This window comes from Psychrilyobacter piezotolerans, assembly GCF_003391055.1.
GTDB lineage: Bacteria > Fusobacteriota > Fusobacteriia > Fusobacteriales > Fusobacteriaceae > Psychrilyobacter > Psychrilyobacter piezotolerans.
Genome location: NZ_QUAJ01000009.1, coordinates 1 through 21566, shown reverse-complemented (window position 1 = coordinate 21566; position 21566 = coordinate 1). Strand labels below are relative to the sequence as shown.

General features: G+C 35.1%; 20 protein-coding genes and 1 other RNA gene. 4 read left to right on the top strand and 17 right to left on the bottom strand.

Features of this window, described 5'->3' with window-relative positions:
• Positions 1-67: 67 nt before the first annotated feature.
• From DYH56_RS06470 to DYH56_RS06430, 9 genes are all read right to left on the bottom strand, one after another.
• Entirely contained in the window at positions 68-1825 is a 1758-nt protein-coding gene (locus tag DYH56_RS06470; RefSeq protein WP_158539085.1) for an ABC transporter ATP-binding protein, read from the bottom strand.
• 1 nt (position 1826) lies between these two features.
• A complete protein-coding gene (lpxB, locus tag DYH56_RS06465; protein WP_114642052.1) occupies positions 1827-2897 on the bottom strand; it encodes a lipid-A-disaccharide synthase in 1071 nt (356 codons plus the stop codon).
• Between the two features lie 12 nt (positions 2898-2909).
• Positions 2910-3713: an LpxI family protein gene (locus DYH56_RS06460; RefSeq protein ID WP_114642051.1), complete on the bottom strand. Its 804-nt coding sequence runs from the start codon at positions 3711-3713 to the stop codon at positions 2910-2912.
• Positions 3713-4486: an acyl-ACP--UDP-N-acetylglucosamine O-acyltransferase gene (gene lpxA / locus DYH56_RS06455; protein ID WP_114642050.1), complete on the bottom strand. Its 774-nt coding sequence runs from the start codon at positions 4484-4486 to the stop codon at positions 3713-3715. The genes DYH56_RS06460 and lpxA overlap by 1 nt, the downstream gene beginning before the upstream one ends.
• Before the next feature lie 11 nt (positions 4487-4497).
• A complete protein-coding gene (gene fabZ / locus DYH56_RS06450) occupies positions 4498-4917 on the bottom strand; it encodes a 3-hydroxyacyl-ACP dehydratase FabZ (protein ID WP_114642049.1) in 420 nt (139 codons plus the stop codon).
• A 13-nt stretch (positions 4918-4930) separates the two neighbouring features.
• Positions 4931-5761: a UDP-3-O-acyl-N-acetylglucosamine deacetylase gene (gene lpxC, locus DYH56_RS06445; RefSeq protein ID WP_114642048.1), complete on the bottom strand. Its 831-nt coding sequence runs from the start codon at positions 5759-5761 to the stop codon at positions 4931-4933.
• Between the two features lie 11 nt (positions 5762-5772).
• The gene (locus tag DYH56_RS06440; protein ID WP_114642047.1) at positions 5773-7938 is read right to left on the bottom strand and encodes an ATP-dependent helicase; all 2166 of its coding nucleotides are present in this window, start codon (positions 7936-7938) and stop codon (positions 5773-5775) included.
• Between the two features lie 108 nt (positions 7939-8046).
• Complete coding sequence (locus DYH56_RS06435; protein ID WP_114642046.1) at positions 8047-9270, bottom strand: GNAT family N-acetyltransferase; 1224 nt, start codon at positions 9268-9270, stop codon at positions 8047-8049.
• A gap of 250 nt (positions 9271-9520) precedes the next feature.
• Positions 9521-11128 carry an oleate hydratase gene (locus DYH56_RS06430; RefSeq protein WP_199532984.1) on the bottom strand — a complete coding sequence of 536 codons (1608 nt, stop codon included), beginning with the start codon at positions 11126-11128 and terminating at the stop codon, positions 9521-9523.
• A 211-nt stretch (positions 11129-11339) separates the two neighbouring features.
• Between DYH56_RS06430 and DYH56_RS06425 the strand changes: the two genes are divergently transcribed.
• A complete protein-coding gene (locus DYH56_RS06425) occupies positions 11340-11933 on the top strand; it encodes a DNA-3-methyladenine glycosylase (protein WP_202922757.1) in 594 nt (197 codons plus the stop codon).
• Positions 11934-11940: 7 nt separating this feature from the next.
• Here DYH56_RS06425 and ffs read toward each other — a convergent pair.
• The 5 genes from ffs to DYH56_RS06400 all read right to left on the bottom strand — a co-directional run bounded on the left by ffs (position 11941) and on the right by DYH56_RS06400 (position 17468).
• Positions 11941-12206: signal recognition particle sRNA large type (ffs, locus tag DYH56_RS06420), an RNA gene on the bottom strand.
• A gap of 82 nt (positions 12207-12288) precedes the next feature.
• Positions 12289-14451, bottom strand: coding sequence for a SpoIIE family protein phosphatase (locus tag DYH56_RS06415; protein WP_158539084.1), 2163 nt, complete (start codon positions 14449-14451; stop codon positions 12289-12291).
• 46 nt (positions 14452-14497) lie between these two features.
• On the bottom strand, positions 14498-14905 hold the full coding sequence (locus DYH56_RS06410; protein WP_158539083.1) for an ATP-binding protein: 408 nt from the start codon (positions 14903-14905) through the stop codon (positions 14498-14500).
• Positions 14906-15000: 95 nt separating this feature from the next.
• On the bottom strand, positions 15001-17124 hold the full coding sequence (gene glgX / locus DYH56_RS06405) for a glycogen debranching protein GlgX (protein ID WP_114642042.1): 2124 nt from the start codon (positions 17122-17124) through the stop codon (positions 15001-15003).
• Positions 17118-17468 (bottom strand): STAS domain-containing protein, encoded by a 351-nt coding sequence (locus tag DYH56_RS06400; protein WP_114642041.1) that lies wholly within the window; start codon positions 17466-17468, stop codon positions 17118-17120. Before DYH56_RS06400 ends, glgX begins: the two co-directional genes overlap by 7 nt.
• A 579-nt stretch (positions 17469-18047) precedes the next feature.
• On the opposite strand from DYH56_RS06400, the gene DYH56_RS06395 reads away from it, so the two are divergent.
• Genes DYH56_RS06395 through DYH56_RS06385 form a run of 3 tightly spaced genes read left to right on the top strand, consistent with a single transcriptional unit; the run spans position 18048 to position 19166 of the window.
• Positions 18048-18350, top strand: a complete 303-nt coding sequence (locus tag DYH56_RS06395) for a hypothetical protein (protein ID WP_114642040.1) — start codon at positions 18048-18050, stop codon at positions 18348-18350.
• A gap of 41 nt (positions 18351-18391) precedes the next feature.
• Positions 18392-18730: a hypothetical protein gene (locus DYH56_RS06390; RefSeq protein WP_114642039.1), complete on the top strand. Its 339-nt coding sequence runs from the start codon at positions 18392-18394 to the stop codon at positions 18728-18730.
• Positions 18731-18746: 16 nt separating this feature from the next.
• Positions 18747-19166, top strand: a complete 420-nt coding sequence (locus DYH56_RS06385; protein ID WP_114642038.1) for a pentapeptide repeat-containing protein — start codon at positions 18747-18749, stop codon at positions 19164-19166.
• A gap of 159 nt (positions 19167-19325) precedes the next feature.
• Here DYH56_RS06385 and DYH56_RS06380 read toward each other — a convergent pair whose 3' ends face one another.
• From DYH56_RS06380 to DYH56_RS06370, 3 genes are all read right to left on the bottom strand, one after another.
• Positions 19326-19997 (bottom strand): DUF554 domain-containing protein, encoded by a 672-nt coding sequence (locus DYH56_RS06380; RefSeq protein ID WP_114642037.1) that lies wholly within the window; start codon positions 19995-19997, stop codon positions 19326-19328.
• 64 nt (positions 19998-20061) lie between these two features.
• Positions 20062-20880, bottom strand: a complete 819-nt coding sequence (locus DYH56_RS06375) for a MerR family transcriptional regulator (RefSeq protein ID WP_114642036.1) — start codon at positions 20878-20880, stop codon at positions 20062-20064.
• Positions 20881-20991: 111 nt separating this feature from the next.
• A partial coding sequence (locus DYH56_RS06370; RefSeq protein ID WP_147269596.1) for an alanine:cation symporter family protein occupies positions 20992-21566 on the bottom strand: 575 nt, incomplete at its 5' end.

Here is a 21566-nt window from a genome sequence, read left to right as displayed (position 1 = left end):
TTATTAACTTTTTAATTAAATTCAAACTCAAAACCCTTTCCCCCTATTCGGGGAGAGGGCTAGAGGGTTACTCTTCTCCAAATTGTGTTTCATACAGCTTTTTATAGATTCCTCCATGGGATAACAATTCCTCATGACTTCCAGCCTCTGCTATTTTTCCCTTGTCCATAACTACGATCTTATCTGCATTGACTATTGTAGATAATCTATGGGCTATTACAAAGGTTGTTCTTCCTACCATTAATTTTTCCAGTGCGTCTTGAACCAGTCTTTCAGACTCTGTGTCCAGTGCAGATGTGGCCTCATCTAAGATCATGATTTCCGGATTTTTCAGGAGTGCCCTTGCTATGGCTATCCTTTGTTTCTGCCCGCCAGACAACAATGTTCCCCGTTCTCCTACCTCTTGGTCATATCCATTTTCAAACTCTATTATAAAGTTGTGGGCATTGGCCATCTTAGCAGCATTTATGACGTCCTCTTTAGTTACATCTCTTCCTGCACCGTAGAGGATATTGGAATAGATACTGCCGCTAAATAAGAATGTCTCCTGGGGAACTATTCCTATATGATCTCTTAATTCCTTTATTTTCAGGTCTCTTATATCCATACCATCTATAGTTATAGAACCTTCTTCAACCTCATAAAACCTGGGAATTAAGTTTACCAGGGTAGTTTTTCCGCTTCCGCTTCTACCTACCAATGCTACGACCTCTCCGGCATTTGCTTCAAAATTAATATTATCTATGGCATAATCCAAGTCTTTACCATATCTGAATTTTAAATCCTTAAATTTCACCTTAGGTGAAAGATCCCCGTAGTCTGCGGCATCTTTTTTCTCCACTACTTCCGGTACTTCCTCCAGGAGCTCCATTACCCTGTCAGCGGAAGGAATGATAGACATCAGTTCACTACCCCTTTTAATCACCTTTTTAAGCGGCTCAAACATAAGCCCCAGTGAAGTTAAAAATGAAGTAAGATCTCCAGCTGTAAAGTTAGCATCAATGATAACCTTATTTCCCCCATAGAGCAGTACTCCCACTACTATAGTAGTGGTTACAACTTCATTTATAGGTGAAATTCTGGCCTCTACCTTCTTATTTCTATATTCGGTATTCAATACTTCCATATTTTTTTCTTCATATTTTTTTATCTCATCCTGCTCAGTAGCAAATGCTTTTACCACTCTGATTCCAGATAGAGATTCCTGGATAAGGGAATTTAATTCCCCCCGCTGATCCTGCCTTTTTCTGGCAGTTTTCTTTATTTTTTTCAAAATTTTCTTTAAAATCATCATCATTGCAGGCAGTAACACCAAGGTCATTAGAGCAAGGATTACATCGATCCTGAATAATCCTATAAGAAGTACCGTTACAGTCAGGAATTCCGGCAGGATCTGAAACACCATAAACCCGATCTTACCCAGGTTATCTGCATCTCCGCTTATCCTTGCCATTATCTCCCCCTGAGGAGTTTTATCAAAATAAGAATGACTTAATTTATGAAGATGCCTGTAGATATCCTGCTGGATATCCCTGACAACCAACCTCGTTGTATAGGAAGAAAAAGTTTCCTTATAATACATGGAAAAACCCTTTATAACCGCTGAAATAACTAAACCACCGGACACCAGTAACAGCATCTTCGTATCTTTGGCTATGAGTACATTATCCATGAGGTATTTAGATAAGTATGCCGGTGCTGCCTTTCCCAACCCTACTATTAAAGATAATATCACTATCACCATAAATCTATATTTATAGTGCATTCCATAGTCAAACATCTTTTTTAGAGATGTTTTTTGAACTTTTAATTTCATTTTTTTCATATTATTTTCCTTCCAAAAAGAATTTAGCATACTTTTCTATTATATTATTTCCGCCTAGTTTTTCTATTATTTCACCTATCTGCTCCTCAAAATATTCCCTGTTATCTTCTATATTTTGTATAGCTTCTAAGATCTTATCTCTATTGCAGTCCCCTTGGAGAAGTTCTCTATAAACTTCCCTGTCCAGGGCTAAGTTAGGCAGAGATACATATTTTAATTTTAATATATATTTCCCTATAAGTCCGCTCAATCTGTCGATCTTATAGATCACAACCCCTGGCAATCCCAAAAGTGCCAATTCCAATATTACTGTTCCTGAAGCCGCTATGGCATATTTAGACCGCTTTACAACATCTCCAAGAGACGAATTATCTACGATCTCTAAGTTTTTATATCTGCTTATATCCAGATCCACCCACTTCAGATGTTCCATTTTAGCCAGTTTTAATATAAAATTTTCATTGGCAGATTTTTCCACAACTTCCAGCATTACAGGGAGGAGGTTCTGCACCTCTTTTTTTCTGCTCCCGGGGAGTAAAAGAATCTTCTCTCCCCTCTGATCTATCCGTTTATAGATATCCAAAAATGGATTCCCATAATAGACTACATCTATCCCATGTTTTTTATAAAAATCCACTTCCCATGGAAATATAACCACTATATGATCTACATGTCTTAATTTTTCTACACGTTTTTCTCCCCAAACCCAAACTTTAGGAGGTATATAATAGTATATCTCTATGTCCTCTACATGTTTTTGGAGAAGTTCCATAAATTTCAGATTAAATCCTCCATAATCTACTAGGATTACTTTTTTGATCTCCTCTTTTTTAATAAACTCTATATATTCGTAGATTTTATTCTTTAAAAATTTATACTTTTTTAAAGCTTCCCAAAAACCCATTACAGCTAATTCATCTATATCCTGTATAACAGTAACACCAGCTTTCTTGGAATGTTTACCTGCTACTCCAAAAAAACTGGCATTGTTGTCAATTTTATTCATTGCATTTACAAGATATGATAGGTGGAGATCCCCTGAGATCTCACCTGTGGAAACAAAATACTTCATACTGTCCCTCCTCTATACCCTCACTCCTACAATGAAAATGTTATTGTCATCTGCTAATTTTATACACTCTTCTTTGTCTAAAAACAACATCCTCTCAGCTTGCGCAACTATACCCTTTCCACCGATAGATATTATTTTTTTTATTGTATCCAAACCAATTGCCGGTATATCTACCCTCATATCCTGCTGGGGTCTGGCCATCTTCACCAGGATACAGTTATCCCCTGCATACTCATAGGCCCTTTCAATAGTTTTGTCGGTTCCTTCTATACCCTCCAGGGTAATGATAGAGCCATCTTTACAGACCACACACTGCCCTGCATCTATAATAGTCAGAGCCCGGGCCCCCTCTATACCTATTTTTATAGTTTTATTTTCATCCCCACTGGGGATAGTTTTTGTATATACTTTTTCAGAGAACATCATATCTTTCATAAGGTGGTTTTGAGGCAGTACTTTTATGCCATTTAACCTGAATAGAGAGATCACACCAAATAATAAAGTTTCATCTTTTTTATCGGGCATCTTCTTTAGAAGTTCCTCTCCTACTTCGTCTAAACAAAGGTCATTAAACAATATTTTTTTTTCAACCTTTCCCAGCATAACCATCTTTTGGATATTATTAGTCAATAAATATAGAAGTATTTTTTTCATCTCCCCTATATTCATCTCTATATAATTAGGATGAGCCTTTACCTTCTCTGATACTGTATCAAACAGCCCTATTGGATATGGATCTATCCCATATTCTTTAGCAGATTCTAAAAATTTTACCGGAAGATCTCCATTCCCTACAATAACAGCTATCTTCTCCATTATTTGATAATCCCCCTGCTGCTGTTTTTAATAAATTCTACAAAGTTTTTTACATACTCATTTTCACCATATGTTTCCTCTATCTCAGCTAGTGCATCCTTCAACAGCATCTTAGATCTAAATATTAATCTATATACTTTTTTTAATATGGATAAATCTTCCTTTGAAAAACCTCTTCTTGAAAGACCTACACTGTTTAATCCACGGGCTACTGCACGGGATCCCTCTGCTAAAATATATGGAGGTACATCCTGGACTATAAGAGACCCTCCACCGGTCATACTGTGGGCTCCTATATTACAAAATTGATGTACAGGGGTAAGCCCGCCTATAATTGCGAAATCTCCCACGGTTACATGCCCTGCCAAGGTTACATTGTTAGCCAAAATACAGTTATCTCCTACGATGACATCATGGGCTACATGCACATATACCATAAGCAGGTTATTGTTACCTATTACCGTTTCCCACTTATCATCTGTTCCCCTGTGGATCGTTACAAATTCCCTTATCTTGTTGTTGTCGCCTATTATGGTCTTAGTAGGCTCTCCCTTATATTTAAGGTCCTGTGACTCCTTTCCTATTGAAGCGTATGAGTATATCTTATTATTCTTACCTATTATAGTAATTCCGTCTATCACAACATGGGATTCAATTATGGTGTTATCCCCTATTACTACTTCGCTTCCAATGATACTGTAGGGACCTATTTCTACGTTTTTGCCAAGTACAGCTCCCTCCCCAATGATTGCGGTTTTATGTATGTTAGCCATGAATTTCCTCCCTACTTTTTCATAATAGCAAACATTAGATCTGCTGTGGCTACTACCTCTCCATCTACTTTTGCTACTCCTCTACCCTTTACTATAGATCTCTTAGCTTTTATTACTTCCACTTCATACACCAATCTATCTCCAGGTACTACAGGTTTTTTAAATTTTGCACTTTCAATTGAGGCAAAAAGAGGCGTAATAGGTTCATCATCTGCATTGACTAATAATCCCAGTGCTTGGGCCATTCCTTCTACTATTAATACTCCTGGCATAATTGGGAAATCAGGGAAATGTCCATTGAAAAACTCCTCATTTACACTTACATTTTTGTAGGCTTCCAAAGTAGTTTCTCCAATTTTTGTAACTCTGTCTACCAATAAAAACGGGTATCTATGTGGTATTCTTTTTTTTATTTCAGCTATATTCATCATCTTTTAATCACTCCTAGTTTTTAGTTAATAATTTTGCAAATTCTATATCCAGTGCATGTCCTGCTTTTATGGCGATTATATGACCTTTTATAGGCCTGTTCATTACTTTCAGATCACCTATTATATCCAAAATTTTATGCCTTACAAATTCATCCTCAAACCTAAGACCACTGGGATTATCCACACCATCTTTGTTAATTACTATGGCGTTCTCCAGAGTCCCGCCTAAGGCCAGGTTATTTTTTCTCAGATATTCCACCTCATAGTCAAATCCAAAAGTTCTGGCTGGTGCTATCTCCTCCAGATAATTCTCTTTGCTCAGATCTATTTCCAACATCTGTGTTTTTAAGAATGTATGATCAAATTTTATGGTATAAGTTATCTTAAATCCATCATGGGGCAATGCCACAATATGCTTGTCCCCACGAGTCAGGTGTACCGGCTCGGTTATTATTAACTCTTCTATCTCAGAATCCAAATCAAAGGTTCCTGTATCCCTTATTAATTCCCCGAATATTTTGGCACTTCCATCTCCAATGGGCAGTTCATTCCCATCGATCTCTATCATTAAATCTGTTATTTCAAATATCGATAGTACCGATAAAAAATGCTCGATAGTATGAATTTTAGCCTCATATTTATTTTTTAAATTTGTTCCACGGGTCAGATCAAAGGTATTTTCCAGGTCCATTATTACCTCATTCTCTCCCTCTTTTAGATCTACCCTTTTAAATATAATCCCGGTTTTTTCCGTAACTGGGATTAGTTTTATCTTTATCAATTCACCCTTATGAAGACCTATCCCCTCATAACTTATCTCTTTTGCAATGGTTTTCCTTCTCATAGTTAATCTCCCTATTCTTTGACCAAAAACTTTTCAGCTAGAACCAGGGGTAATTTTTTATCCCCATCTCTAAACCTGATTACTAGTCTTTTACCTGCTTCTACATCCTTTATAATCCCCGTACCAAACTTTTTATGGGTTACCTTTTCACCAATTTTAAACGGTGATTTTTCATCCACCTTAAAGTCTGCCTTTGTTATTAAGTTTAATCCTCCTAATTTACTTTCTTTCTTTTTAGGAGTAACCTTTGCTTTATTTATATAATCCACATACCTGTCATCTATCTCCTTTAAAAACCTGGAGGGATCCCTCATATATGAGATCCTTCCATATACCATCCTTTCAGATGCATGGGAGATATGTAATTTTTCCTCGGCACGTGTTATAGCCACGTAGCAGAGTCTTCTCTCTTCCTCTAAATCATCATCGGAAAAATCAGCCTTAGCACTTGGAAATAATTCATCCTCCATCCCCACCAGGAAAACTATTGGAAATTCCAATCCCTTGGAGTTATGGATCGTCATCAATTTCACATAATCTGTATCTTCCTCTAAGTCATCTGTAGCCGCTACCAATGCCGTCTGTTCTAAAAACTCTCCTACACTAATAAATCCTTCATATTGCTCCGAATCTTCCATCTCCTGTATGGAAGTTCGAAGTTCCCTTACATTATCCATCCTAGCTTCAAATTTTTCATCGTAACTAGTTAAATAATTCATATAGTTAGTTCCCTCTAAGATCATATCATATATCTCTGAGGCTGTTAGAAATTGACTTTCTTCCATTATATTTTTTAACATTTCATACAGTCTGAGCACAGTCACTTTTACAGCCGACCCCAGACCGGTTTCCTCTATCCTGCCCATGGCTTCAAAAAATATGATCTCATTTTCATCGGCAAAATCCCTGATTTTTTCAATGGTCTTTGCTCCGATTTTTCTTTTGGGAACATTGATTATCCTGAATAAACTAACAGTATCTTTGGGATTATTTATTACCCTCATATAGGAAAGGATATCCTTTACCTCTACCCTCTGATAGAACTGCATCCCGCCAAATATTTTATAGCTGATCCTATGTCTTAAAAAAGCTTCCTCAAATACCCTTGACTGTGCATTGGTTCTGTATAAAACAGTATAATCTTTATAGGATCTGCCGTTATTTTTACCCTTTATTATCTCCTGCAGGATATAATCTGCCTCTGCTCTTCCATCCGATGCAGAAAATATCTCAATTAAATGACCTTTTTCCTTCTCGGTCCAAAGGTTTTTACCCCTGGAAGTTGTATTTAATTTAATAATACTATTTGCAGCTCCCAATATATTCTGAGTAGATCTATAATTTTGCTCCAATTTCACTACCATGGCATCCTTATATTCCTTCTCAAAATCCAGGATATTTCTTATATTTGCTCCTCTAAACCCGTATATACTCTGGTCTTCATCCCCAACAACACATATATTTTTATGCTTTTTAGCTATCTTAGTTATTATCTGATATTGAATATTATTGGTATCCTGGTATTCGTCTACCATTACATATTCATACCTGCCCTGTATTTTTTCCAAAACTTCCGGGTCATCCAATAGTTTATTGGTATTTAGGAGTAGATCGGCAAAGTCCATAGCATTATTTTTTATAAGCTCCTGGGCATATTTTTCATACACAGCTGCCACAACTCTTGTATCGGCATTATAAACTTCCTTAGCTACATCTGAGGGCTCATCCCCATCTTCCTTATATTTGGATATCTTAGATACTACAGAGGCCGGAGTCAGCTGCTTATTTGTTACCACCAGCTCTTTCATCAATCTGCCTACTAATTTTTTCTGATCATCTGCATCATAGATATTAAAATTGGCATCATAACCTAATTTTGCAGCGTATACCCTGAGCAGCCTCACTCCAAATGAATGGAATGTGGATACCATAACTTTTTTAGCTTCTAAGCCTATTAAATTTTCTACCCTTTCTCTCATCTCTTTGGCTGCCTTATTTGTAAATGTTACAGCCAGGATCTTATATGGACTGATTCCTTTTTCCAGCACCATATGGGCTATCCTATATGTAACTGTTCTTGTCTTTCCGCTTCCTGCTCCTGCTAAGATCAAGAGCGGTCCATCTATTTTTTCTGCCGCTTTTCTCTGTTCGCTATTCAACCCGTTTAATATACTCATATTCCCACCTATACTCTTTTTTACATTCTTTCTAAATTATATCATATCTCTTTTTCTATTTCAATTTATCGTAAAACAGCCCTTGAATTAGTTCAGTTCAATTAAAATTTATATTGTGCAATCCATATGGATCGTTACATCTCCTACATCCTCAAATTTATTTAGAATGGAGTATTTTATATCATCGGACAGTTCATGTCCCTCATGGATGGTCATCTTTCCATCTAACCTGATGTGCAGTGACAGATAGATCATATTTCCCGATGTTTTCATCCTTATATCGTGGGTATTTTCTATAAATCCAAATGAATTCACATATTTATCTACCTCTTCTATTAATTTTTTATCCTGTACATCCATTAAGTTATTAGAAGTCTGAAAAATTATATGCAGTCCTTCCTTACCAATAATCAGCCCTACCCCTATACTGAGCAGAAGGTCAAATATCGGGTTTACATAGATCGATAACAGTATCCCTACCAAGACCCCTATAGAAGACAATACATCACTCTTATGCTCTCTGGCATCGGCTATAACAGCATCATTTTTTATCCTCATCCCCACATTATATTTATACCTGTATAATACATATTTAACAGCTATTGCGATCAGTACGATAACCAAGGTTATCTTCTCTGGGATTATTCGGACAGTTTCTCTGAAATAATCTCCTATATTCTCCACAATCAAACTGTATGCAGTGATCACCAGTATTACACCGATTATATTTCCGGCTATACTCTCTAATTTTCCGTGTCCATAGGGATGCTCCTCATCTGCCGGTTTGTTCCCCAGATATACCCCTACTAAAACTACGATGGACCCCACTATATCTGAAACAGAATGAAATCCGTCAGCGACCAGGGCTTTACTTTTTCCGATTATTCCAAAGAATATCTTTATCCCTGCTAAAAGCATATTAATTACAATAGATATAAGGGTACTTCTTATCCCATCTTTTTTCCTTTTTTCCCTGGCTGTAAGCCCATCTATCTTATATAGATTTCCAGACCACTCTTTGAACCCTACTTTTTTAAAAAATATGGCATTTTCTAAGTATCTGTCCAAGTAGATCTCATCTATTCCCTTAGCGGAGAGATAGTTTTTAATAAATTCTATTAATTTAGTCCCCGAGGAACTATATCTCCGGCTCTCTTCTATAAATATATCCTTTAAAACTTTATCTTTCCCCAATACAGCATATCCTATAATTTTTTCTTCAGATAAGATTATAAATACTGTATCATCTGAATCTGTTAAAATATCAGGATTCAATTCTTTTAATCTTTCTATAAATTTTGCCAAAGTCTTCCCTTTTAATATCCTATACATCTTTCCCTCCGTAAGAGTTGTTTTTATTTAACCTATTATAATACAATTTTTTAATTTACTCCAATTTATATTAAAAAAGGGGGATTCATAAGTAGATTTTACTTTGAAGCAACTACTAAATAATGTGTTTTTCTAGTCACTTAATTACTAGATTTAGTAAACAAAAGAGGCTGACCCAAAAGGGAAAGCCTCTTTTTGTTTTAATATCTTCTAATTTAAGATTATTTCAAATCATTTTTCATAATTTCCCCTACTTACTCATCGCTTTAATGGTTTTTAGCAGCACCTGAGGTTTATTAATTGAATCATAAACCGGCAAGACTTCCTTTCCAGTTTCAAAGAGTCCGTAAACTGCCGTTTGAGCACATCGTACAGAGTATTCAACTGTAAAGACACAATCTTTTGGAAGTTCAGCAAACTGTCCGAGAAAAGCAAAGTTTACTGCTCCTTCCGGCAAGACCTCGGGACGATCCCCCCTTGCACGGGGCATGAATAAACTGTCGATAAAAGGCATGGCTACCGGAATACAATTAATTGCCCCTAAATCTACAATGGGTTTCATTAAGTCTTGAATTTTGAGATGATACCATAGTTCTTCAAGGATCTCCTCACCGTTACATTCAGACATTTTTTTCTTTATATAATTCCCCTCTTTGTCGGGGTACAAACCATATCCCCAGAAGATCTTTACGTCATTTTGTTGGTTGGAAAAGTGTGGCTGACGGGCAATTACAATTGACATGAGCCAGTTGGAATCTGTCATAGTCACCAAACCGCCGGTTCCATCTATATTACCGGAAAATTTTTCCATATAATCATGAAATGTTCTATCCTTCAGTGTGGCAGTAAAGGAATACCATTTTTGTAAATCGATATTATCACTAAAAACTCCCGGGTTACCAAATCCTTTATCTTTTTTTGCTATTTTTTCCCAGAGCATCCACGCCCCTGAAGTTGATTTACCTTTTAAAACTGGAGGTTTTGTCCAAGAACCATTGTCTGTGCTCTCTGTGATAGAACCATTGGTTATAAATACATAATCATTTTCCCTCAAGATAATCTCATCTTTTTTTCCATTTTTATCAAAAATATGCAATACCTCAGCTATTTTTTTGTCAGCAGAAAAATTAAAGTCGATATCTACGACCTGTTTCTCCATCTCAAACTGAACTCCTTTTTCTTGAAGAAATCGCTTAAGGGGTATGACATCCGATTCATATTGATTATATTTAGTACGCATAATGCCTCCAAGTCTGGGCAGCCCGTCTACAAGATGTATAAAACGCCTCATATAACGTCTCATCTCTGCTAAACTACTCCATTTTTGAAATGCAAACATCGTTGTCCAGAGTTTCCAGTAATTGGTTTCAAAAAATTCTTCTTCAAACCAGTCCTCGATCCGTTTGTTGTCTAATGATTTTTCAGATGTAAGTGTCAACTTTAATAAAGAAATCTTTTCTTTTAATGAAAGTCCGAAAGATGTGAGGTCCATTTTTTCTCCATTTTTAAGTAAACGGGCTTTTGCATTTGAAACAAATTTAGAACTAAATTCAAAAGATTCATCTTTAACAGAAATATTCGGATCCTCATAGGATGGTATATTAGATAAAAGATCCCAATAACATTCAAAATGCTCCTCGTGCATCCTTCCGCCACGAACGACAAATCCATTTTCTGGGTCTCCCGCACCATCAAGGGCACCTCCTAAAATATTGTTTTGTTCCAATATATGAATATTTTTTCCGGATACCTCAGCATCTTTTATTAAATAAACTGCACTTGCTAACGATGCTATACCACTCCCTATAAGATATATTTTTGAATTTTTTGGATTTTTATTTTTTTCCCTCTGCATCATTCCAGCCCCCTTTAAGGTTCTTATTTAAATATGACATATAATCAAACCAATATCAATTAATATATATTTCAAAAAAAAACTAAAAAATCCTTTTATTTAAATAACCTCAGTTACCATCTGTAAAAAGACCTAAGGATTCCATTTTTAATAAAAAAATACAGGAAAGGAGATTTTATGCAGTAAATAAAAAAAATAAAAAGGAGGGAATAAATTGAAAGATGCTGTGGTTTTAAATAGAGAATTTTATATCCGGGATGGACATTCAGTGGCAAGGGAACTTTTGGGAAAGATCCTTGTCAAAAAGACAGGAAAAAATATCATGAGAGGAAGGATTGTAGAAACAGAAGCATACCTTGCTCCTGAAGACAGAGCCTCCCATGCATATAACAACCGATTAACAAAACGAACAAAAACCATGTTTATGGAAGGGGGACATTCCTACGTTTACCTGATATATGGTATCTACAGCTGTTTTAATGTCGTTGCAAACCTTAAAGGTATTCCACATGCCGTTTTAATCAGAGCCTTAGAACCATTAGATGGTATAGAATTCATGTATGAAAACAGAAGGTCTAAAACAGACCAGGAGCTTTTAAACGGACCGGGGAAATTATGCCAGGCATTTAATATAAACATAGACGACGATGGCTGCGATTTGACGACTGAAGAAAATTTATGGATAGAAGATGACGGCTATAAACCAAAATTCATAGTAGAGTGCAAAAGAATTGGGATAGAATATGCAAAAGAATACAAGGAAAAGCTCTGGCGCTTTTATATTAAAAACAATAAATTTATATCATAAAAAAAAGCCGTACATCGACCTTCGAAAACACTCCAACCACACGGCACCCTATTAAAAAACTCAAACAAAGCTACCCTATAACACCCAAAATAACCAACTTAGTGCTGCTTCCTTCCGGATCTGACACGGTTCACTGGCATTTCGCCGTATAGGACTCTATTCTCAACATTTTCTAACAGGACCTGCTATGACAGACCGATCCTCAGGTCGACATCACCTCTACTAAAGCGGATTGTAGATTACAAGGCACCGCTGGCTCCCCGGTTAGTACGACAAAATGAGTATATCATGGTTTTTATATTAATGCAAATTAATTTCCCAGATCGACTCAAAATTTAGAAGAATTAATACTTAATTATACATTACCGTTATATTTTAGTATAACCATTGTAATATCATCGGATGGTTCTGCCCCATCAACAAATTCTTTAATATCTTCTTTAATTACTTTTTCAATATTATATACATCTCTTTTATCTTTTTTCATTTCCGAAATTAATTTTTTGAGTCTTGTTTCCGAATATTGTTTATTTTCCTTATCCATTGCTTCTGTTACTCCGTCTGTATAGAGATATAGAATATCTCCATTTTCAAGTTTTAAATTTTCTTTCTTAAACTTAAATCCAGGTATTCCCCCAACAACAAAGTTTTTTTCCATGGATAAATATTCATATTCAGAGTTACCTTTTCTACAGATTAACGGTGGATTATGACCTGCATTTGAATACTCTACTTCCCCTGTTGCTATATTTAATATACAAATAAAGGCTGTAACAAATAAGCATTCATCATTATCTTCCACAAGCATATTATTTACATTAAACAGAACCTCCTCGGCAGAAATTCCTCTTAAAGCTTCATTTTTCATTAAAGTTTTGGCAATAACCATAAACAATGAAGCAGGTACCCCTTTGCCGGATACATCGGCAATAGAAAAACAAAGTCTATTTTCATCAATCAAGAAGAAATCATAATAGTCTCCCCCAACTTCTTTTGCAGGTTCCATACTGGCAAAAATATCAAATTCTTTTCTGGTAGGAAATGGGGGGAAAATTCTTGGAAGCATACTTACCTGTATTCTTTTTGCAATCTCAAGTTCATTTTCAATTTTTTCCTCAGCTGCAGCAGTCTCTTTTAATTCATATATATATAGTTTTAGATCCCTTGTCATTTTATTAAATGATTCGGAAAGGAGCTGTATCTCATCGCCTGTATTAATTTCGATGCTTTCATCCAGGTTACCTCTCCCTACAAATTCCGCATAATTTACAAGTTTGATAATAGGGTTTGAGAGTTTATTGGACATTTTCACTCCAACAAATATTATTATTATTATCAGTATTAGATATGCGATCATCATATCTCTCAGGGCACTATTCACTGCTCCATCAATCTCGGTGTCCCTGTGTTCATGAATTTTTTCAAAGGTATTTTCAACTATATCTGCACTGGCGGTTATTTTGTCAGCGGAAATCTCAACTGCAAGACTCCATCCGGTACTGAGAATTGGTGCATAAGCTAAATCCTTTTCCTTCCCACTATCATCATAGTATCTATCAAAACCTGTTGCTCCAGAGATCATTTTTTCAACGATCCTTTTATAATCTTTGTTTTCAGTCTCTAATAAATTATAACTGTTCTCATAGACAAACTGAATTTTCTTGCCAGAATATGCAATTACCTTTCCTTTTTTATCAATTATATAGGCAGTCCCTATATCCTTTACCTGAGTGTTTATTATTCCCAACAATGATCTGACGGTTATATCGGAAGCGACAACACCTACGAAGTTTTCCTTATTGTCATATACTGCCTTGTAACAGGTCACAATTATTTTTTTACTCATATCATTATAACGGTCAGGAAAAGGCGTTGCGTCTATATAGGGAGTTGTCCACCCGAGGTCTTTTGTCTTCAGCGCTTCCCTATACCACCCTCTCTTTCTTGGATCATAATCCTTTACCAGTGTAGACCGCCAGGGAAAGCCTTTGTATATTCCATCCTCTGTCCCTATGTATACCGACAATAAATTCTTATCATTTGAATAGATCGGCCTGAAAACATAATCCATATTACTCAAAAGATCTATCTGCTCCTTCATAATATTTCTGGAGATACCCGGGGGTAAATTTACAACTGAAACATCTTGAGGATTCTCAGGCTCCACCTCCCTATAATATGTATCTACATATTTAAACATAGTCGGATCAGAAAAAATAACTTTTGCATACTCACTCATAACATTAACACCAGATTCCACTTTATTAAACAAAGAATCAGAATAATCAGCCTGAGATTTTACAAGTGCACGCATATACCCTTCAGTATCCGATCTGAGTATTTCTCTACTCTTTGAAATAGATTCATCCCATACTTCCTTACTGGATTCCAAAGAAGCCTTCGCTTTCATTTTTATATCTATACTGGTAATCAATAAAAATATAAGCAGAGAGATGGAAGTCATTCCCAATAATAATGACAGTATCTTTGTTTTTATTGCTTTTTTATTTATCGACATTTTAACCAACTCCAATATCCATACTACCATCAATAATATAGAAGATTTAAAGTAACTTTTTAGTCAAAGTAAGTATATTTTGTTCATCTTCCCTTTTATAATGAACTGTATCCATAATATTTTTGATTATGAAGATTCCAAGTCCCCAATCCTTTATTTCCTCTAGCGGCAGTGTAATATCAGGATCCTCTTTTTGCAGGGGATCAAAGGCAGTTCCTGTATCAATTATTTCTATGAAAATCGTATCATTGTTTACGATTTTGCAATCAATTTTAAGTTCTCCACTTTCTTTACCATATGCATAATTTATAATGTTTATAAATGCTTCCTCACTAACTAATCTCAGTTGATAATCTATTTTTCTATTTTTAACTATTCTCTTAGCTTGTAAAAGAATAAATTGTATCATCTCTTCGAGATTATCCATCTCTGCCTTAAAAAATTTTTTTGACATATTCATCACCATAGTTTTCAGAATAAATACAATATCTATTAATAGGTATCCTTTTTCAACGATGAATTCTAATTTTTCACCTGTATTTATCTCAATTAATTATTGTTCTTTTTTGAAATTAAGACAATTACAGATCTAGACCCCACCAAGATTTTCTTTTGATTTTTCAGTTTTTGTTCCTTCCCTTGAGGCCAGAAATCCTCTCCACTGGGCATATCCGTGTTGACAGCTACATACCAAGACTTTTCCCCGGGGAGTACTGGAAGTTCAAATCCATGGGTCTTCCAATGGGAATTCATAGCCATATAAATAAATTCGTCATCTTCAGTTCCATACTTCTCAGCAGACCCAAAAAACATTACTCCTACCGTATATGATAGAGAATCATAATTAAAATTCCACGCTTTGGTTCCATGCCATGAAATCTCAGGATACCCTGCGTCAGTATGATAGCTGTCAAATCTGGTGACCCTTAAAACAGGATATGCTTTTCTAAAGGCTATTATATTTTTAAAATATGAAAAAAGATCATTATTTTCTTTTACTAAATCCCAATTTAACCATGAAATCTCATTGTCCTGACAGTAAGCATTATTATTCCCAAACTGGGTGTTTCCAAATTCATCCCCTGAAAGGATCATTGGAATCCCGCGGCTAACAAGCAGCAGAATTATTGCATTCTTTATCTGTTTTTTCCTCAGAAAATTAATATCCGGGTCATCTGTGGGACCCTCCCATCCGCAATTCCAGCTTTCATTGTCATCTGTGCCGTCACAATTGTCTTCTCCATTTGCAATATTATGTTTTTCATTGTATGAAACAAGATCCATCATAGTAAAACCATCATGGCAGGTGATAAAATTTATGGAAGCTGTGGTACCTCTATTTTCCCATCCATAAAGATCGGGTGATCCCTGGATTCTTTCAATCACTTTTTTAACCGCCCGTTTATCTCCCTTTAGGAATTTCCTGATATCATCCCTAAATTTCCCATTCCATTCTGCCCACCTTCCCCAAGAAGGAAATGAACCCACCTGATAGAGACCACCGGCATCCCATGCCTCTGCAATAAGTTTACATTTCCCTAAAATCGGATCAAATGCCAATGTTTCCAGCAATGGAGGATTTGCCATTGGTGCTCCCTCTTGATCTCTTGAAAGAATAGAAGCAAGGTCGAATCTGAATCCATCAATATGGTATTCAGATGCCCAGTATCTCAAACAATCCAGGATCATATTCCTGACTATGGGATTATTACAATTTAGTGTATTCCCGCACCCGCTAAAATTATAGTAGTGTCCTTCCGGAGTCAGCAGGTAATAGGTTTTATTATCATGTCCCTTAAAAGAAATATAAGGTCCATCCTCATTTCCTTCAGCTGTATGATTAAAGACAACATCAAGAATTATTTCTATACCATTTTTATGTAATTCTTTTATGAGATTTTTTAATTCATCAACTTCCATTCCAAATTTACCTGTTGCAGCATAGCCGGCTTTTGGCGCAAAAAAACCTACGGTACTATAACCCCAGTAATTCATCAACTTTTCCCCATTTTCTTTTGAAATTTTTGAGTTTTCAAATTCATCAAATTCATATATAGGAAGAAGCTCTATACAATTGATTCCCAGTTCTTTCAAGTAAGGGATTTTTTCAATAATGGCAGCATAAGTACCAGGATGCTTTACTTTTGAAGTCTGGTGTTTTGTATAGCTTCTTACATGTAATTCATAAATAATTAAGTCTTCCATTTCCAGTTCCAGGGGCTTTTCGCCCTCCCATTCGAAATCATCAAAAAAAATTCTAGACCTATGCTGGAAGGGATTATTCCAGTCTGGTTCTATCCCCCAGATTTCTCTTCCGCCGGCAGCTTTTGCATATGGATCCATCAATATTCTTTCTTTGTTGTATAGGTGCCCCTCTGCAGGATCATATGGTCCATCCACTCTATATCCGTATTCAATATCTTCAAAATCAAGATCAAAAACAGTCATTGCAAATACATTTCCAATTCTGAATTCTTTAGGGAAGGGTATTATCGCAAAGGGTTCTTTTTCTTTTTTATTAAATAAAACCAAATCACAGCTGGTTGCATATCTTGAAAATACCGAAAAATTAATTCCTTCTGGAACAATAGTTGATCCAAAAGGCAGGGCCCTTCCTCTTCTAAATTTTATTCCATTTTGCTGGTGAGTAGGAAATACATCTATTCTTAGCATTCCTCCCCTCCCTTTCGTAAGAATTCAAGTGCCTCATTTATAGTATTAAAAGATCTGAAAATATTACCAAAACCTGTCATTTCCATCACATCACCGACTTCTTCATTCATTTCTACAAGCACTCCATTTCCACCCTTTGCTCTTAATGTTTTCGCTACTATCATCAAAACTCTTAAACCTGCACTTGACACATATTCGCAATCTTTCATATCAATAATCAGCTTGGTATTTTCAGTTAATTTCTCCATAGTTTCATCTTTTACCGAAGACGCAGTATTTCCATCTAATCTTCCAATAAGACTTACTATATCGACATCTCCTCTTTTTTCAAAATTAATTTTCATTTTTTCCCCCCTTATTGCGGAAGTAATCTTCTTTTGTACTTTAAGTTTTTTATGTTTTTTTGGGTATTTTCACCACTATATTTTTTGATTTTAAAATATACTTATTAACCAGACTTGTGCAAATTTTGTTTCTTATTTGTTTAATTACCTAAAACAAATGATTATTCCTTCAAAAATAAATAAAAAAATAGTTAAATCCTAAGGTAATATTACGGTAACGACATAAAACACCAAAGGAGTTGCCTGTTCAATAGATATATCTATTATGAAATAAAGGAAGGAAAATAAAAAAGGAACTCCTATTGAAATTAAGAATTCCTGCATAAAAAATACTGATTTTGTGATACAAAATTTTATTGAATTTTAAAATTTGCACAGGTCAAGTTATTAATATATATTTCATCATAAATTTAAGATTGTCAAATAAATATACCAACCTTTATCCGGATAGAGTATTTCGGAACTTTCATTTGAATTTTTTTATTTTTATAGAGGAATTTATTATTTAATCAGGTAGGTTATATCTGAGGGTAACTTTTTGATAATATGATCATTATAAAAATAAAAGGAGGGATTTTAATGTCGGAAATATTTATTAGTGGCGAAGAAATATCTGCAATTTTTGAAAGAGCTGAACTTTTAAGAAGCGGGAAAATAATTGTATTTACTGGTGACCAAGTTACAATAGATAAATTTAAAGAGGTTTTAGAAAAACCTATTTACTCTTTGGGAGAAGAAACAAAAAATTGTAGTTGGGGTAAAAAACTAAGATGTGCTGCATTCTTAGCAGCGGCCGTGTCTGCTTGTGGAGGACCGGATAATGTACCTGGTATTATTACTGTTTTAGGTGAAACAGCAGTCGATTGTATAGATTGTTTATAAAAAATAGGTGTATACTTTTAAAGTAAGGATGGGGTGAAATTATGTTGGAAATAATAAAAACAATAATTGTTGATAAATCATTTTTTTTTAATGGTCTTTCAACGAAAGGAGATGAAATTTATCTTTCTTATGTATTAAAAGCTCATTTAGTAGAAAATAATGAAATTTATTTAGAAGGAACAGGAATGACAGGAACGGTAAATTTAAATTTAATATCAGATCAAAGAGAGACAATCCAAGCAAATTTAAGTGATCATATAGAACTTTCTAAAAGCAGCGGTGAGTATAAAGAATTTTGGGAAGAGGGAGCCAGGAAATGTGAAGAAGCATTATCTTCATTGAATAATATTGAAAAAACATTAGACAAATATATTGAATAATTAAAAAGGAGGGAAAATGAAAAAAAAATTTGAAGATGCTGATTTAAGTGAAACTGATTTACGTGATGTTGATTTAAGCGGCAATGATTTACGGGGGGCTGATTTACGTAAAGCTGATTTACGTAAAGCTAAGTTAGTTGCTACTGTTTTAAGTGGTGATGATTTACGTGGAGCTGATCTACGGGGTACTGATTTACGGGGCACTAATTTACGGGGGGCTGATTTACGTAAAGCTAATTTAAGTGGGGCTGATTTAAGCGGGGCTGATTTAGATGAAGCTCATTTACAAGATGCTGATTTACGCAGTGCCAAAGTTAACGGTGTAGACTTTAGTCATACATTAGGCTTAACCCGAAAACAGATTTTATCTACTAAAAATCCAGAAGAGGCTGTTTGGCCTGAAAAATTTAAAGAAATCTTAGATAGCGATAGTTGATAGGAAATCCAGAAAAGACACTAATTTTAGTGTCTTTTTATTTAATATCCATATCTCGATTAGTGTAGATTAGTGGCAAAAAGATTATCCTATAAGATGACAAAGAATAAAAAAAGATTAAGTTCAATCCTGATATTATTGAACTGGATTTTTTTGGTTTTATAGCCATCCAAACAAACTAAAAATTACAGGAAATAATAAAGATGGCAGTAAATTAAGACTCCTAATATTGCTTATTTTTAATATATTTAGTCCGCTAACCAGAATAAATATTCCTCCTAACAGTGTGATTTCTATTAAAAAACTATCTGTAATAAAATTGGAAAACATCTTCGCTAAAAAGAATATTGATCCTTGTATTATAAGCAATGGAAATGCTGAAAAGGATATTATTTTGCCAAAAGTTGAGGCAAAGAAAAAGGATGCTACTCCTGATAATATTGCATTTGCAATTAGAAGGGTGTTATCGTTATTTAGTGCACTCTGAATAGGGCCTAAAATAGACATGGACCCCAAAGAAAATAAAAATATACATGTCAACAGACCTTCCATTCCACTTCCTCTTTTCTTTTCTGTAAATTTCTTGATTGATCCTTCTAAATTTATCCATTCTCCCAGCAAGGATCCCAGAGAAAGACTTATAATAAATATTAAGGGTTTTTTGATCAATGGGAAAACTTGCGCAATTGTCCCTATACCTATGGTTAAAGCTACAAGCCCTAAGGCTGTCATTGTTCCTTCCCTATATCTTACATCAATTTTTTTACCAAATAATGAACCTATAAACCCAGCTCCTACAATAGAGGCTGTATTTATCATAATCCCTGTCATTTTTTTCCTCCCTCATTTAAATTGTTATATCCGAAAAATTATAAACCCTCCAGTAACTGGAGGGTCAACTTTTTTTTACGGGGATTTCAATTTTTCTTACATATTCATTTTTTTCACTGGTTGCAGAATTACTTATTATAGCTCTTTCAAAGGCAGGACCTATAAGTTCATATCCCATGTTATCTATATAATCCAATATTTTAGGATAATAATTTTTAGATTCTTCGATACTGCCCCTATAATATAAGGAAGCATAAGTTCCACCTGGAAGAGTTTCAAAACCATCTATGGATTCCAAATCATCCAATAAAAAATACAGGGCATCATATTCACTAAAATTTCTTAGGTTAAGTCTGTCCTTATTTAATACGACTCCTACCTTGCCTAAGGCAAAAAGGTTTAATTTCTTGAGTTTTATCTCAAATTCTCTAACGGCAACTTCCAGATCTTCTTTTTTTGAAAAATTTCTCGACAGCCTGGCTATGTTTCTTGGAGGAAGTTCTTCTAGGGTATACTCTTCTTTTCCAATCATACTTTTCCCTATTTTTAGATTTTCTACTCTGAATTCAACCTTTTTCTTAAGAAACTCTAATTCCCTTATTTTTTCATCCAAATTTGACTGGTGGCCTTCTAAAAAACTTATTATATTATCAACAGTCATATTCTCCAGCGTTTTTTTTATATCTTTTACCGGCATTTCCAAGTGTCTCATATAGGTTACCATAGTTAAAAGTTCAAATTGATCTGCTGAGTAATATCTGTATCTATTTTCCGGGTTGATATGGTCTGGTTTGAAAATACCTGTTTCATCATAATATCTCAGTGTTTTTATACTTATTCTAAAAAGTTTTGAAATTTCTCCGATTCTGAACTTATTTTTCACGATCCTTCCTCCGTAGTGTTTTATCGATATACTTCATCTAAGAATAACCCAGATTCAGTATAAATTCAACAAAAAGAGCTCCCTATATTATGTCTGGGAACTCCTGATATACTATGCCTGTTCTATTTCATTAGGTTTTTCAGTCTCAGTCTTAGGATTCATATAATTTTCCTCATAATCAGCCAAAGAATCTAAAGCTATTTTACCTAAAGGAACTATGGCAAAGAGGTTTAAGACTGTCATAAGTCCGACTCCCATATCTGCTAGAGCCCAAACAAACAGATACTGGCTTAAGCCCCCTGCAAACAGCATAGAAAGAGCAAAGGTTTTATAGAGGTTCTGAGCTAATTTCCCCTCAACAATAAAGGAAACATTGGATTTTGCATAGTAAAGAATACCTAAAAAAGTACTAAAAGCAAAGAGCAGGAGAACGATGGCAATAAATATAACTCCGAATTCACCCAGATGATGCCTCATGGCAGCCTGTAAAAGACTCATCCCTGTTTTCCCTTCAGTAGTAGTTTTATCTGCTAATAATATAACGAATGCAGTGGCACTACAAATAACAAGGGTATCTATATAAACTCCTAAAGACTGTATTAATCCTTGTTTTGCAGGATGGCTGACCTCAGCAGCAGCAGCGGCACAGGGTGCACTTCCACTCCCGGCTTCATTGGAGAATAATC